This is a genomic window from Bradyrhizobium diazoefficiens (assembly GCF_016616235.1).
GTDB classification, from domain to species: Bacteria; Pseudomonadota; Alphaproteobacteria; order Rhizobiales; family Xanthobacteraceae; genus Bradyrhizobium; species Bradyrhizobium diazoefficiens_H.
Genome location: NZ_CP067100.1, coordinates 3,120,197 through 3,132,975, shown reverse-complemented (window position 1 = coordinate 3,132,975; position 12,779 = coordinate 3,120,197). Strand labels below are relative to the sequence as shown.

Sequence of the window (12,779 nt, the reverse complement as noted above, 5' to 3'; positions counted from 1 at the left end):
AATACCACTCGAATTGAAGCGGCGTCCCAACGGGAATTTCCAATCTTTGCGCTAAGCATGACCGGTCTGACGCCGGCGGCTGCCTGGCGTGAACGGGGACGACGGACGTGGTCGACATTGCGCATCTGGCTTCGATCAATCCGGCATCGGCGAAGGATGCAACGCCCGCGCTCGTCCCACTGACGGCGGTCGAGCCCGGCCACTGGCGCGCGCTGGCGCAGCGCGCCGTCGAGCCGAACGGATATTACCTTCCTGCCTGGGAGCTTGCCGTCAGCGCGAGTGCGCGCGGCCGCACGGATGCCTCCGCGCTTGCCGCGTTGGACGGATCTTCGGGTCGATTGATCGGGCTGATGCCGGTGATGTCGCTCTGGCGCGCCCTAAAGATCCCCCTGCCCGCGCTGATGAGCGCGCATCCCTATGGCACGCTGTGCAGCCCGCTGATCGACCGCGACGCCGCGATCGACGCGGCCACCCGCCTGTTGCAGCAGGCACGGCAGGCCGGCGCACATGCGCTGGTGCTGAATGACGTCGCGCTCGACGGCGCGGCAATGAATGCGCTCAAGCAGGCTCTCGATCGCGACGGCCTGAAGCCGCGCATCCTCTCCTCCTACACCCGCGCCAGCCTCGATGCGACGCAAGATGGCGAGATGCTGCTGCGCGATGCGCTCGGCACCAAGAAGCTCAAGGAGCTGCGCCGCCAGCGCCATCGTCTCGAAGCGCACGGTCCCGTCGTGTTCGACATCGCGCGCAAGTCCGACGAGATCAGGCCGGCGCTCGAAACGTTCCTGCAGCTCGAAGCCAGCGGCTGGAAAGGCCAGCGCGGCACCGCACTGATCCAGCACGGAGGCGATGCGACCTTCATCCGCCGCGCAGTGCCCGCACTCGCCGAAACCGCGCAGTGCGAGATCGTCACGCTTCGCGCTGGCGCGACGCCGGTCGCCGCCGGCATCGTGCTGCGCCATCAGGACCGCGCATTCTTCTTCAAGCTCGGCATCGACGAACGTTTTGCAAAATATTCGCCGGGCGTGCAGCTCACGCTCGACCTCACCCGCCACCTCTGTGCCGATCCGGCCATTGCGAGTGCGGATTCCACCGCAAGCGCCGGCCATCCCATGATCAACCCGATCTGGCGCGGACGCTTCGCGATCGGCGACGTGCTGATCCCGCTGCGGCGGAATGACCCGGTCGTGGCCTTGATTCACGCAGCGCTGGCCGGCCTCAACGCCGCGCACGCGAGCGCGCGACGCATAGTCCATCTGCTCCGCAAATAAGCGAAGCTACTCCGCCGCCTGCGCGTTGATCTCCGCAGAGACCTGGCGGATCGCCCGGGCGAGCAGGTTCGGATCCTGCGCGCCGGAGACGGCATACTTTTGGGCAAAGACGTAGGTCGGCACGCCGGAGATGCCCTTCTCGGCGGCTTCCTGCGCGTCGGCCGAGACGCGCGCGACGTCCTCGTCGGTTGCGAGGCGCTTGCGCACGTCGTCGGCATCGAGGCCGATATCGGCGGCCGCCTGCACCAGCACGTTCACATCGGTGAGATCGCCGCCGTCGCGGAAGTAGAGCTCCATCAGGCGCTGCTTCATCTCGGGCGCCTTGCCGATTGTTTCGGCCCACAGGATCAGGCGATGGCAGTCGGTCGTATTGGGCTGGCGCGCGACCAGCTCGGGCCTGTAGACGAGGCCTTCTTCGCTGGCGGCTGCGACGACGCGTCCCGCTATGCCTTTATAGGCGTCGACCGAGCCGAACTTGGTGGTGAGATAATCCTCGCGGCTGATGCCCTCGCGCGGCACCCAGGGATTGAGGAAGAAGGGACGGAAATTCAGCTTCACCGGAACGTCCGGAACGAGCGCCAGCGCACTCTCGATCCGGTGCTTGCCGATATAGCACCACGGGCACACCACGTCGGAGACGACATCGATCTGGAGCGGTTTCAGCGTGCTCATGAGTGCCTCCTTCGGGCGGTGCGGGTTTGCCCCAAGATAAGCCGAACCCGCTGCGAGGCAAGGGACCGGGAAGGCCGCTAGGACATGGCTGCGGCCATCTGCCTGAGCCGTTCGGCCGTGCGTTCATCCGCCGGGAAGAACGTCTCCAGCGCCAGCTCGGACAGCGTGATGTCCACGGGCGTGCCGAACACCATGGTGGTGGAGAAGAAACTGAGTATTTCCCCACCCTGTCGCAGCTTGAAGGGGATTGCGACATTGTCGCCTGACAGCGGCGCCGAGCGCGCCGGAATGGGATAGCTCTTGAGGTCGTTGTACAGCTTGATCAGCTCCGGATCGGCGGTGGCCTCGCATTGCCGGTGCAGCCGCTCGAGAAGATGCGCGCACCATTCCGCGAGGTTGACCGTGCGTGGTGCCAACCCCTCCGGATGAAAGGCGAGCCGCAGCACATTGAAGGGCTGTCCGAGCAGCCGTTCCGGGATGCCTTCGAGCAGCGGCGCCACCATGCGATTGGCCGTCACCAGATTCCAGTGCCGGTCATAGGCCAGCGCAGGATTGGGCTCGTGTGCTTTGAGGACGAGGTCGATCGCCTGGCGGGCTGATTTCAAGGCGGGATCCTCCAGCGGACGCTGCGGAAAGGCCGGCGCGTAGCCGGCGGCGACCAGCAGCACGTTGCGTTCGCGCAAGGGCACGTCGAGCCGCTCGGCCAATCTCAGCACCATCTCGCGCGAAGGCGCGGCGCGGCCGGTCTCGACGAAGCTCAGGTGCCGCGCCGAGATCTCGGCCTCACCGGCGAGATCGAGCTGGCTCATGCGGCGGCGCTGCCGCCATTCGCGCAAATGATCGCCGATATGGACCCGCTGGCTGCGTTCGGCCTGGGCCGTGGATGCATGTGCGTTCATGGTCGAAAACCTAGCATGCAGATTTCAGCCCTTCCATTACCCGCGAGGTAATCGAATTGGGGCCCGCCCGCGCGCATCTTCGGTGGCAACGGGAGATGAACCATGATCGCGCTGCTGCTCTACCGGACCCTCGCCGACCACCTTGTTCCCAAGCTTTTGGATTGGGCCATGGCGTTCGCGACCCGCATGCTGGCGCGCAGTCTCAACATGCCGGAGCCACTGGTGCATTCCACCGGCGACTATGTGGTCGCGCAAGTTCTTGCCTTCGAGCACAGCGTCGGCCGGAGCCTCTGCCCATTCCGCCTCGCCCGCCTGCTCCGCGCCTGGTGGTGCGGACTGCGCTGAGTTTCCCCAGGCCCAACCCAGCAAGGAGACCGAAGATGATCGACTCATCCACCTTCCTGCGACGTGCCCTGCTCGCCGACGCCGTCTTCAGCGGCATCGCTGCCCTCGGCTTCACCTGCGGCGCCAGCGCGTTCGCGTCCCTGTTCAACCTGCCTGAGGCGCTGCTGCGCGAGACCGGCCTGTTCCTGATCGCCTACACCGCGCTGGTTGGCTGGCTGGCCTCACGCGCCTCCGTTGCAAAGCCGCTCGTGCTGTTGGTCGTGGTCGGCAACGCCGCCTGGACGATTGGCAGCATTGCACTGCTGTTCTCGGGCGCGATCGCGCCGAACCTCGCTGGCGAGCTCATGGTCGTGGCGCAGGCGATCGCGACCGGCGTGTTCGCCGAGCTGCAATATGTGGGATTGCGCAAGAGCGGGGGTGTGGTGGCGGCGTAAGGCCGCATCTCGCTGTCGTCACCCGGCTCGACCGGACGACCCGGCATTGCCCCGGTCAAGCCGGGCATGACAACGGAGCTGGAGGCTCGGCTTGGCGCTATGCCCGCGCGCGGCCGTTAGCCTTGCTGAATGCGTGACCGTTGAGCTTCTTCTTTTTGGCGCCCTTGGTGGGCGCTTTTTTGGCCTTGCGCTCGGTGCGCGCCTTCACCTTGGCGCGTTCGGCGCGAGCTTCGGCGCGCAGCTTCTTGCGCTTGTTCTCGCAGGCGGCGCATTTGCAGCCGATCGGCTTCAGATAGGCTTTGAAGTAGTCGGTGCCGTAGTCATAGTTGATCTCCTCGCCCGGCTCGATGTTCTTGATGGCGCGGATGAAGACCTTGCGCTCGCGCGGCCGGACGTCGGATTCGGCGTTGGGCCGACAGGAGTGATTGATGTAGCGGGCGAGGTTCTTGCGCACCGAGCCGTCGATGGTCCAGCGACCGTTGAGCTCGAACAAATACTTGTTCTCGATCTCGTCATGGGCGGGAATGCGCGAGTCCAGGATCGGCCCGAAATAGCGGATGATCCGGGTGCCCTTCTTGATCGGCATGGTGGCGAAGAGGCCAAGGCCGGTCTTGGAACGGCCGACGCGATAAGCTTTGCGGGAAGCGATGTTGGGCATGATCGAATGAGATGACGCAAACGAGGCGCGCTAAGCGCGGGCGGACGCCGCCCTTCTAGAACGATTCCGCGGCGCTGTCAGGTCTATCCCGCCGTTGTTTGAACCTTGCCCACAATGAAGACGTCTGATGGAAGGGAGTTCCCGCGACCTCAAGGCGTCATGATGAACTGTATCACCCGCACCGGCCTGGCTGTCCTGATGAGCTGCACCGGCGTCAACAGCGCCCTCGCCCAATCCATGAGCAGCACCTACACCTCCACAGCGCCAAAGGACTGCCGTCAGGTCGGCAAGCCCAGCGAACTCGACGGCAGCACGACGCGGGTCTGCCCGGGCAAGGACGGCCTGATCGTGCTGATCGCCGAGGACGATCTTCGCGAGGTCGTTTCGGTCGGACGCAATCGCAAGGCCGCCGCCGATGAGCCGGCGGCAAAGCTCTGGTTCGCCCCGTTCAATTCATCGGAGACGACGATCGAATGGCGCAGCGCCGCCACAAAGGCGTTTGCGATCATCCAGCGCTGGCACATCGCCGACAACAGCGATCCCGACAAGCAGGGACGGCCGAACATCAAGGCTATGCTGATAGTGACCCGGCTGCCGCCGGGGCCGGTCTGCCACGTCGCCTATGCCGATGCGATTGCCAATCCCAACGCCAACGAGCTTGCGCGCAAGGCCGCCGACAATTTCGCTCGCAGCTTCAATTGCGGCAAAGACGAGGTGAAGATCGTTGGCAACCGCGGCCGCGCCGTCGAGCTCGCGACGATGCGCTAGGACGTTGCCGGTCGATCAAGGCCCCGGCAGTTTGCCCGTGACGGGCACCATCAGCATCGCCTCGAGCAGCCGTTCGGCCGTGGTGCCCTCGGGCAGCCGCTCCAGGATGTCTTCGAGGCGGCCGTCGAGCAGCAGCATGGTGAAACCGTGCACCATTGACCAGGCGCGCGCGATGGCGGCGCCCTGGTTCAGCGTCAGCGCATCGCCGCTGATCTGCTCCTGGCGCATCGCGCCGATGGCATTGGCAAGTCCGGCAAACGAAGCCTCAGCCGCCTCTTGCAGAGACGGTCTCGAATAGTCGAGCCGCTCCGTGCGAAACATGATGCCGTACATGCCGGGATGGGCCTGCGCGTAGGCGACATAGGCCTTCGGCCGCGCCAGCGCGCGCGCGAGCGGCGTGGTGGCGGCATCGCAGGACGAGGCCATCGCCGCGTTGAACTGGCGGAAGCCGACCGCAGCGAGCTCGCTGAGCAGGCCGGTGAGATCGCCGAAATGATGGGTGGGCGCAGCGTGCGACACGCCCGCCTCGCGCGCTACCGCACGCAATGTCAGGCCGGACAGCCCGTCGCGCTCGAGTACCCGTTCGGCGGCCTGGAGCAGCGCCTCGCGCAGGGCGCCATGGTGATACGGCGTCTCGGGTTTCGCTGCTGCCGGGCGGCGCGCGGAACGCGGCTGCGCTGCTGACGATGTCCTGCGCGGGGTGCGCGGCTTGCGCGCGGTTTCGCTCTTGGTGTCGGTCTTGGCCATTTGCAAGCTATATGACGCAATATTGACAGTGTAAAGATTTCACTTGACGAATGCGACGATCGGCACTATTCGATCTTTACGATGTAAAGATGGGGAGGGATACGCCGTGCAGCACGACGCCGTCATCGAGCGCCGCAACAACATCGCGCCGATTCCGTTCGAGGCCGATGCGCCCTTCCTCAAGATCGTCGGGGAATTGCCGCGCGAGCTGAACGGCACGCTCTATCGCAACGGCCCCAACCCGCAGTTCGATTCGCCCGGCGCGCACTGGTTCGTCGGCGACGGCATGCTGCACGCCTTTCACCTCGAGAATGGCCGCGCCAGCTACCGCAACCGCTGGGTCCGTACGCCGAAATGGCTCGCCGAGCACGATGCCGGCCGCGCGCTGTTCGGCGGCTTCGGCCGCAAGCTGCCGGATGCGCCGGCACATCTCACCGACGGCGGCGTCGCTAACACCAACCTCATCTTCCATGCCGGCAAGCTGCTGGCGCTGGAGGAAGCGCATCTGCCGACCGAGATCGAGCCGGGCACGCTGGCGACGCGCGGCTATCACGACTACCAGGGGCGTATCGCCGGCGGTTTTACGGCGCATCCAAAGGTCGATCCAGGTACCGGTGAGCTCGTCTTCTTCGGCTACAACGCCGCGGGACCGCTGACGCCGGCCCTCTCCTACGGATCGATCGACGCCTCCGGCAAGGCGACGCGTTTCGAGCGATTCGAGGCACCCTATGCCAGCATGGTGCACGATTTCATCGTCACCGCAAACCACGTGCTGTTTCCGATCCTTCCCCTCACCGGCAGCATGGAGCGCGCGATGAGCGGCAAGCCGCCCTATGCCTGGGAGCCCGAGAAAGGCGCCTATGTCGGAGTCATGAAGCGCAGCGGGACGGCAAAGGACATCATTTGGTTCCGCGCTGAGGCCTGCTACGTCTTCCACGTCATGAACGCATGGGAGGACGGCGATCGCATCATTGCGGATGTCATGCAGTTCGAGCAGGCGCCACTATTTCCGCATCCCGACGGCCGGCCAACAAATCCCGAAAAATCCTTTGCCCGTCATTGCCGCTGGACGTTCGATCTTTCGGGACATACCGACCGCTTCCAGCAGACCTATCTCGACGAGCTCACGGGCGAATTCCCGCGCATCGACGATCGCCGCGCCGGCTTGAAAAGTCGCCACGGCTGGTACGCCTGCGTCAATCCAAAATTGCCGATGTTCGGCGCGCTGTCCGGCATCGTCTATGTCGACGGCACCGGCAAGCGGCTCGGCCATTACCTGCTGCCGGCCGGCGATACCATCTCCGAGCCAGTGTTCGTCGAACGGTCGAAGGATGCAGCCGAGGCCGACGGCTGGCTGCTCGCCGTGGTCTGGCGCGCGCGGGAAAATCGCAGCGACCTTGCCGTGTTCAACGCCACTGATATCGAGGCCGGCCCCGTCGCCCTGGTGCAGCTCGGCCATCGCGTGCCGGACGGCTTTCACGGCAATTGGGTGGGTGCGGCGTAGCGCCCATCGTCATTCCGGGGCGCGCCGCTTGGCCCGAGCCCGGAATCCATTTTACCGCGCGCTCTGAGGCCCGATGGATTCCGGGTTCACGCTTCGCGTGCCCCGGAACGACAGAACGAGGAGTTTCCGATGTACATGCCCTCGATCACCGCAGCCTTCGTTGCCCTGGCCCTGACCGGCGCCGCACTCGCACTCCAGATCATGCGGCTGCGGCGGAGCAGCCTCGCCGTCTTCAACGGCGGCATCGTGCTCGGCGCCGGCCTTTTGATCGCCTCGGCGCTGCCGATCCTGTCGCGCCTGCCCTGGGCCGATCTCGCCGACGAGGCCTCCGACCAAGCCGTTGCAGCGCTTCACTTCTTGGAGGTTGCCTATACCATTTTGACACTGTAAAGATTTTGCTTGACCCGGCATCGCCTCTCGATTATTGATCTTTACATCGTAAAGATCGACCTGACCGAGGCGGCCCATGGCGATTTTCCTGATCCTCGCGCCCTACGGCGTCTATACGTTCCTGATGCTGGTGACGTCGGCGGCTTCAAGCGTGTTCGCGGCGTCCGCGATCTGCCTCGCCACCATCGCGATCGATGTGCTGCGAGGCCGCTCCGTGAAGATCCTGGCCGTGGGCTCGGCGATCACCTTCGCCGCCATCGGCCTCTACCTCACGCTGCTCGATCCCGCGCTCGGCACACTCGGCGTCAAGCTGTCGGTCGATATCGGCATTTTCGTCATCTCGCTCGGCTCGATGCTGGTCCGCCGGCCCTTCACGCTGCAATATGCGCTTGAAGCGGTGCCGGGGGAGACCGCGGCGATGCCCGGCTTCCTCACCGCCAACTACATCATCACCGGCGCCTGGACCGTGGCCGCTCTGCTGATGATGGCCGCCAACATCGTGCTGCTCTACTTCCCCGGCCTGCCGGTCTGGTCGGGCCTTGCGGTCGCCTTCGCCGCCCGCAACAGCGCGATCTACTTCACAAAATGGTATCCCGAGTATCGCCAGATCAAGTACGGTACGCCGTCCGGCGCGCTGCCCACCCCTCGCTGAACAGGACCGACGATGAAGGACGTATTCGCCCGCCTTGCCTCCGACTTCCTCTCCGCGATCGTCTTCCTGGTCATCTATCTCATCACCGAAAACGTCATCCTGGCGACATCGGTTGCGATTGCCGGCGCGGTCGCGCAGGTCTTCTACGCCCGCGTGAAGGGACAGCAGCTGAACTACATGACCTATGCGAGTCTCGCGCTGGTCGTCGTGCTGGGGACCGTCACGCTGCTGACCAACGATCCCCGCTTCATGCTGGCAAAGCCCTCGATCGCGCATTTCGCGATCGGCGCCATCATGCTCAAGCGCGGCTGGATGCTGCGCTACATGCCGCCGATCGTCAGCGAGACCGTGCCGGAATATGTGACGGCTGCGGGCTATGCCTGGGCGGCGCTGATGTTCGCGCTCGGCGCCGGCATGATCTTCGTGGCTTCGACCGGCGATCTGAAGCTGTGGGCGTTCTACATCACGGTGGTCGCCGGCGGCGCCAAGATCCTGGCCTTTGCCGTGCAGTATGTCGTGCTGCGGCTCATCGTCACCAGCCGCCGGCGCGCCGCCGCCCGCGCCTGATTGCCGCTTGTGGGGCGTTAGGCAGCCGCGGCGAGTTGCGCTATACGCTCGGCCCAGGACTGGCCGCGGATCGTCGCGGCCCGCCGGGATTGTTCGGGAGACGCGAATGGCCGTGGACGGCAACTGGAATCTGACCATGACGACGCCGATGGGCGAGCGCCAGGCAACGCTGAGCCTGAAGGCCGACGGCGGCACGCTCACGGGCACGCAGGGTGCGGATGGCAATACCGCCGAGATTTTCGACGGCACCGTCAGCGGCGACGCCGTCAACTGGAAGGTTTCGATCACCAATCCGATGCCGCTCACCCTTGAGTTCATCGGCACCGTCTCCGGCGACAGCATGAGCGGCGAGATGGGCATCGGCCCGATGGGCAGCTTCCCGTTCACGGGCACGCGGGCCTGATCTTCTCCCTCGCCCCGCTCTTGCGGGGCGAGGTGAAGGCCTCAGCCCAGATTCAACTCCTTGAAGAAGTCGTTGCCCTTGTCGTCGATGATGATGAACGCCGGGAAGTCGACAACTTCGATGCGCCAGATCGCTTCCATGCCGAGCTCGGAATATTCGAGCACCTCGACCTTCTTGATGCAGTGCTCGGCAAGGTTCGCCGCAGCGCCGCCGATCGAGCCGAGATAGAAGCCGCCATACTTCTTGCAGGCCTCGCGCACGGCAGGCGCGCGGTTGCCCTTGGCCACCATCACCATCGAGCCGCCAGCGGCCTGGAACTGGTCGACAAAGGAATCCATGCGGCCCGCGGTGGTCGGCCCGAATGCACCGGAGGCGTAGCCTTCGGGCGTCTTGGCCGGGCCGGCGTAGTAGACCGGGTGGTTCTTGAAGTAGTCCGGCAGCGGCTCGCCCTTTTCCAGCCGCTCGCGCAGCTTGGCATGGGCAGAATCGCGCGCGACGATCATGGTGCCGGTCATCGAGACCCGGGTCTTGATCGGGTGCTTCGAGAACGTCGCCAGAATATCCTTCATCGGCTGGTTGAGGTCGATCTTGACCACCTCACCGCCGAGCGACTGCTCGACCTCAGGCAGATACTGCGCGGGGTTGTGCTCGAGCTCCTCGAGATAGACGCCGTCCCTGGTAATCTTGCCGAGTACCTGGCGGTCGGCGGAGCAGGACACGCCGAGGCCAATGGGCAGCGAAGCACCGTGGCGTGGCATGCGGATCACCCGCACGTCGTGGCAAAAATATTTGCCGCCGAACTGCGCGCCGACGCCGAGCTGTTGCGTCATCTTGTGGATTTCCTGCTCCATCTCGACGTCGCGGAAGGCGTTGCCGTCGGGCGAGCCGTGCGTCGGCAGCGCATCGAGATAGCGGGCGGAGGCGAGCTTCACCGTCTTCATGCAGAGTTCGGCCGAGGTGCCGCCGATCACGATGGCGAGGTGATAAGGCGGGCACGCCGCGGTGCCGAGGGTGAGGATCTTTTCCTTCAGGAATGCGAGCAGCCGGTCCTTGGTGAGCACGGAAGGCGTCGCCTGGAACAGGAAGCTCTTGTTGGCGCTGCCGCCGCCCTTCGCCATGAACATGAACTTGTAGGCGTCATCGCCCTCGGCGTAGATCTCGCACTGCGCCGGCATGTTGTTGGCGGTGTTCTTCTCCTCGTACATCGAGAGCGGGGCGACCTGCGAGTAGCGCAGGTTGCGCCGCAGATACGCATCGCGCGCGCCTTCCGACAGCGCCGCCTCGTCGTCACCATCGGTGATGACGTTGCAGCCCTTCTTGCCCATGATGATCGCGGTGCCGGTGTCCTGGCACATCGGCAGCACGCCGCCGGCCGCGATGTTGGCGTTCTTCAAGAAGTCGAGCGCGACGAACTTGTCGTTCGGGCTCGCCTCGCCGTCCTCCAGGATCGCGCGAAGCTGCTTCAGATGACCGGGCCGCAGATAATGGTTGATGTCGCCAAAGGCCGCCTCCGACACCGCCCGCAGCGCCTCGCGCGACACCACCAGCATGTCCTTGCCCAGAACCCTCTCGACCCGCACGCCTTCGGACGAAATCTTCTTGTAGGGCGTCTCGTCCTTGCCGAGCGGAAACAGCGGGGTGTGCTTGTAGGGCGGAACGGGTTTTGTCGGATCGGGGAAGGCAGTGGGAGCGTTCATGGGGCGAATCTCGGGTTTTGGAGCCCTGGCTGGGCCTCTCAGCATGGAAGCGTTCTAACCGCATTTTGTCCGGAAAAGGAGGGGAACGTTACGCATGTAAGAGGGCGGCTCGGCCTCGGGAAGGCATTGGCGCAGCACGTGGAAAGGCTGGCGCCGACCCTTGCGCTCCGCGCCCGGCGACGCTTGAATGTGCCCCCATAAGGGGCTTTTTATCATGATTTCTAGACTGAACGTCCGCGGCGCGATCCTGGTCGCCGCCATCACCAGCCTTGTGACCCTCGCCTCGCCTGCCCGCGCCGACCGCTGCGACGACAGCGCCAAGGAGCTGTCGAACCAGATCGATCGCCTCAAGGTGAACTTTCGCGCCGCCAATGTCGTCTACCTCTCGCACCCGGCGGCCAAGGAACTGTCCGTGGGATGCCGCGGCGACAAATATTCCATCGAGCTCTATGCCAAGGGCGATCGCAAGCCGACGCCGGAGTTCTTTGCGCTGGTGGGATCGATGGCGGCGATCGTCTTCACGGTGACGAAGGACGACACCACCACAGGCGCGACACGCTGCCTGAAGCGGATGGGTCTCTTGCGCGGCGACAAGATCAGCATGCGCTACCGGCGGCTCAACATGGAATGCACCCGCACCAAGGCGGACGCGTCGATCGCGATCACGCGCGGCAAGGATGAATAGGCGGACGCACGCAGCGCCTCTCCCACCAGACCCAATCCCCTCGCATTTTAACGATTGCCTTGAAGGAAATTTCGCGCCTCGCGGCGCAGGCTCAATTGTTTCCATGTGTGAGGATTTGTGGATGAAGGTTTCCACCGTAGCGCCGCCGCCGATCGCGATCGTGGTACCTAACTACGACACGACCAAGCCGCAGGACGACCAGACCAAGACTGAGGACACCGATCCGACCTACAAGCCGCAGCCGCCCGCGCCGCTGCCGCCGGGCCAGGGCACGCGGATCGATCAACTCGCCTGATCGGCCCCTGCCGAAGCTGAAACGCCCGATCCGGTCGATCGGGCTTTTCGCGCGTCCGGCCGCATCTTTGCCGAATAGCGGGACCAATCTCGTGCGCAGCCACTCCGGGATCTGCGCATGATCGCAAGGCTGCTGCTGCAAAACACGATCACCACGTTCGCGATGGGCGCGCTGCTGTTCGCGTGCGCCGGCACGCTGCGCTGGCCGTCGGCCTGGGCGTTCCTGCTCACCTGCGCCCTGCTCGGGCCGGTCTGCGGCTGGTGGCTCTACCGGATCGATCCGGCGCTGCTCGCCGAACGGCTGCGGCCGGTCCTGCAAAGGGACCAGCCCGCCGCCGACAAAGCATTCATGAGCGTCTTCGTCATCGCGATGCTGGCCTGGCTGGCGCTGATGGGTGCCGACCGGCGCATGCAATCCTCCGACATGCCGGTCGCGCTCCAGGCACTCGGCTTCGTGCTGTTCCTGCTCTCGACACTGTTCACACTCTGGGTGTTCCGCGAGAACTCGTTCGCCGCCCCGGTGGTGAAGCTGCAGGCCGAGCGCGCGCAGCGGGTGATCTCGACGGGCCCCTATGCCCATATCCGCCATCCCATGTACAGCGGCATGATGCTGTTCTTCGCGGGCGTGCCGCTGCTGCTGGGCTCGTGGTGGGGACTTGCGATGACGCCGCTCTTTCTTGCGCTGTTTGCAGTCCGCATCCGCATCGAGGAACGGACGTTGCGCGAGGGACTGCCGGACTATGCCGACTATGCGGCGCGCGTACGCTATCGCCTGCTGCCGGGCGTGTGGTGA

General features: G+C 65.0%; 17 protein-coding genes. 12 read left to right on the top strand and 5 right to left on the bottom strand.

Annotated elements, in window-relative coordinates; genetic code table 11:
- The first annotated feature begins 107 nt into the window (after positions 1–107).
- On the top strand, positions 108–1,271 hold the full coding sequence (locus JJB99_RS14715; protein ID WP_200499428.1) for a GNAT family N-acetyltransferase: 1,164 nt from the start codon (positions 108–110) through the stop codon (positions 1,269–1,271).
- Positions 1,272–1,277: 6 nt separating this feature from the next.
- On the opposite strand, the gene JJB99_RS14710 is transcribed toward JJB99_RS14715, so the two are convergent.
- The gene (locus JJB99_RS14710) at positions 1,278–1,943 is read right to left on the bottom strand and encodes a DsbA family oxidoreductase (protein ID WP_200499427.1); all 666 of its coding nucleotides are present in this window, start codon (positions 1,941–1,943) and stop codon (positions 1,278–1,280) included.
- A gap of 77 nt (positions 1,944–2,020) precedes the next feature.
- Positions 2,021–2,842 carry a helix-turn-helix domain-containing protein gene (locus tag JJB99_RS14705; RefSeq protein ID WP_200499426.1) on the bottom strand — a complete coding sequence of 274 codons (822 nt, stop codon included), beginning with the start codon at positions 2,840–2,842 and terminating at the stop codon, positions 2,021–2,023.
- A 102-nt stretch (positions 2,843–2,944) separates the two neighbouring features.
- On the opposite strand from JJB99_RS14705, the gene JJB99_RS14700 reads away from it, so the two are divergent.
- Together JJB99_RS14700 and JJB99_RS14695 are read left to right on the top strand one after the other, a co-directional pair.
- Positions 2,945–3,187 (top strand): hypothetical protein, encoded by a 243-nt coding sequence (locus JJB99_RS14700; protein WP_200499425.1) that lies wholly within the window; start codon positions 2,945–2,947, stop codon positions 3,185–3,187.
- 35 nt (positions 3,188–3,222) lie between these two features.
- On the top strand, positions 3,223–3,621 hold the full coding sequence (locus tag JJB99_RS14695) for a hypothetical protein (RefSeq protein WP_200499424.1): 399 nt from the start codon (positions 3,223–3,225) through the stop codon (positions 3,619–3,621).
- 97 nt (positions 3,622–3,718) lie between these two features.
- On the opposite strand, the gene JJB99_RS14690 is transcribed toward JJB99_RS14695, so the two are convergent.
- A complete protein-coding gene (locus JJB99_RS14690; protein WP_200499423.1) occupies positions 3,719–4,279 on the bottom strand; it encodes an SET domain-containing protein in 561 nt (186 codons plus the stop codon).
- Positions 4,280–4,441: 162 nt separating this feature from the next.
- Here JJB99_RS14690 and JJB99_RS14685 point away from each other — a divergent pair, with 162 nt between their 5' ends.
- Positions 4,442–5,047, top strand: a complete 606-nt coding sequence (locus tag JJB99_RS14685; protein WP_200500162.1) for a hypothetical protein — start codon at positions 4,442–4,444, stop codon at positions 5,045–5,047.
- A gap of 15 nt (positions 5,048–5,062) precedes the next feature.
- Here the strand turns inward: JJB99_RS14685 and JJB99_RS14680 are convergent, their stop codons facing one another.
- On the bottom strand, positions 5,063–5,794 hold the full coding sequence (locus tag JJB99_RS14680; RefSeq protein ID WP_200499422.1) for a TetR/AcrR family transcriptional regulator: 732 nt from the start codon (positions 5,792–5,794) through the stop codon (positions 5,063–5,065).
- 106 nt (positions 5,795–5,900) lie between these two features.
- Here JJB99_RS14680 and JJB99_RS14675 point away from each other — a divergent pair, with 106 nt between their 5' ends.
- The 5 genes from JJB99_RS14675 (at position 5,901) to JJB99_RS14655 (ending at position 9,310) form a co-directional block, all read left to right on the top strand.
- Positions 5,901–7,298, top strand: a complete 1,398-nt coding sequence (locus tag JJB99_RS14675) for a carotenoid oxygenase family protein (protein ID WP_200499421.1) — start codon at positions 5,901–5,903, stop codon at positions 7,296–7,298.
- 129 nt (positions 7,299–7,427) lie between these two features.
- Positions 7,428–7,688 (top strand): hypothetical protein, encoded by a 261-nt coding sequence (locus JJB99_RS14670; protein ID WP_200499420.1) that lies wholly within the window; start codon positions 7,428–7,430, stop codon positions 7,686–7,688.
- A gap of 76 nt (positions 7,689–7,764) precedes the next feature.
- Entirely contained in the window at positions 7,765–8,340 is a 576-nt protein-coding gene (locus tag JJB99_RS14665) for a hypothetical protein (protein ID WP_200499419.1), read from the top strand.
- A 12-nt stretch (positions 8,341–8,352) separates the two neighbouring features.
- Entirely contained in the window at positions 8,353–8,907 is a 555-nt protein-coding gene (locus JJB99_RS14660; RefSeq protein ID WP_200499418.1) for an inner membrane-spanning protein YciB, read from the top strand.
- A 106-nt stretch (positions 8,908–9,013) separates the two neighbouring features.
- The gene (locus JJB99_RS14655) at positions 9,014–9,310 is read left to right on the top strand and encodes a hypothetical protein (RefSeq protein WP_200499417.1); all 297 of its coding nucleotides are present in this window, start codon (positions 9,014–9,016) and stop codon (positions 9,308–9,310) included.
- A gap of 41 nt (positions 9,311–9,351) precedes the next feature.
- Here the strand turns inward: JJB99_RS14655 and JJB99_RS14650 are convergent, their stop codons facing one another.
- On the bottom strand, positions 9,352–11,007 hold the full coding sequence (locus JJB99_RS14650; RefSeq protein ID WP_200499416.1) for a fumarate hydratase: 1,656 nt from the start codon (positions 11,005–11,007) through the stop codon (positions 9,352–9,354).
- A gap of 214 nt (positions 11,008–11,221) precedes the next feature.
- On the opposite strand from JJB99_RS14650, the gene JJB99_RS14645 reads away from it, so the two are divergent.
- The 3 genes from JJB99_RS14645 to JJB99_RS14635 all read left to right on the top strand — a co-directional run bounded on the left by JJB99_RS14645 (position 11,222) and on the right by JJB99_RS14635 (position 12,779).
- Positions 11,222–11,692, top strand: a complete 471-nt coding sequence (locus JJB99_RS14645; RefSeq protein ID WP_200499415.1) for a hypothetical protein — start codon at positions 11,222–11,224, stop codon at positions 11,690–11,692.
- A 121-nt stretch (positions 11,693–11,813) separates the two neighbouring features.
- Complete coding sequence (locus tag JJB99_RS14640) at positions 11,814–11,987, top strand: hypothetical protein (protein WP_200499414.1); 174 nt, start codon at positions 11,814–11,816, stop codon at positions 11,985–11,987.
- A 117-nt stretch (positions 11,988–12,104) separates the two neighbouring features.
- Entirely contained in the window at positions 12,105–12,779 is a 675-nt protein-coding gene (locus JJB99_RS14635) for a methyltransferase family protein (RefSeq protein ID WP_200499413.1), read from the top strand.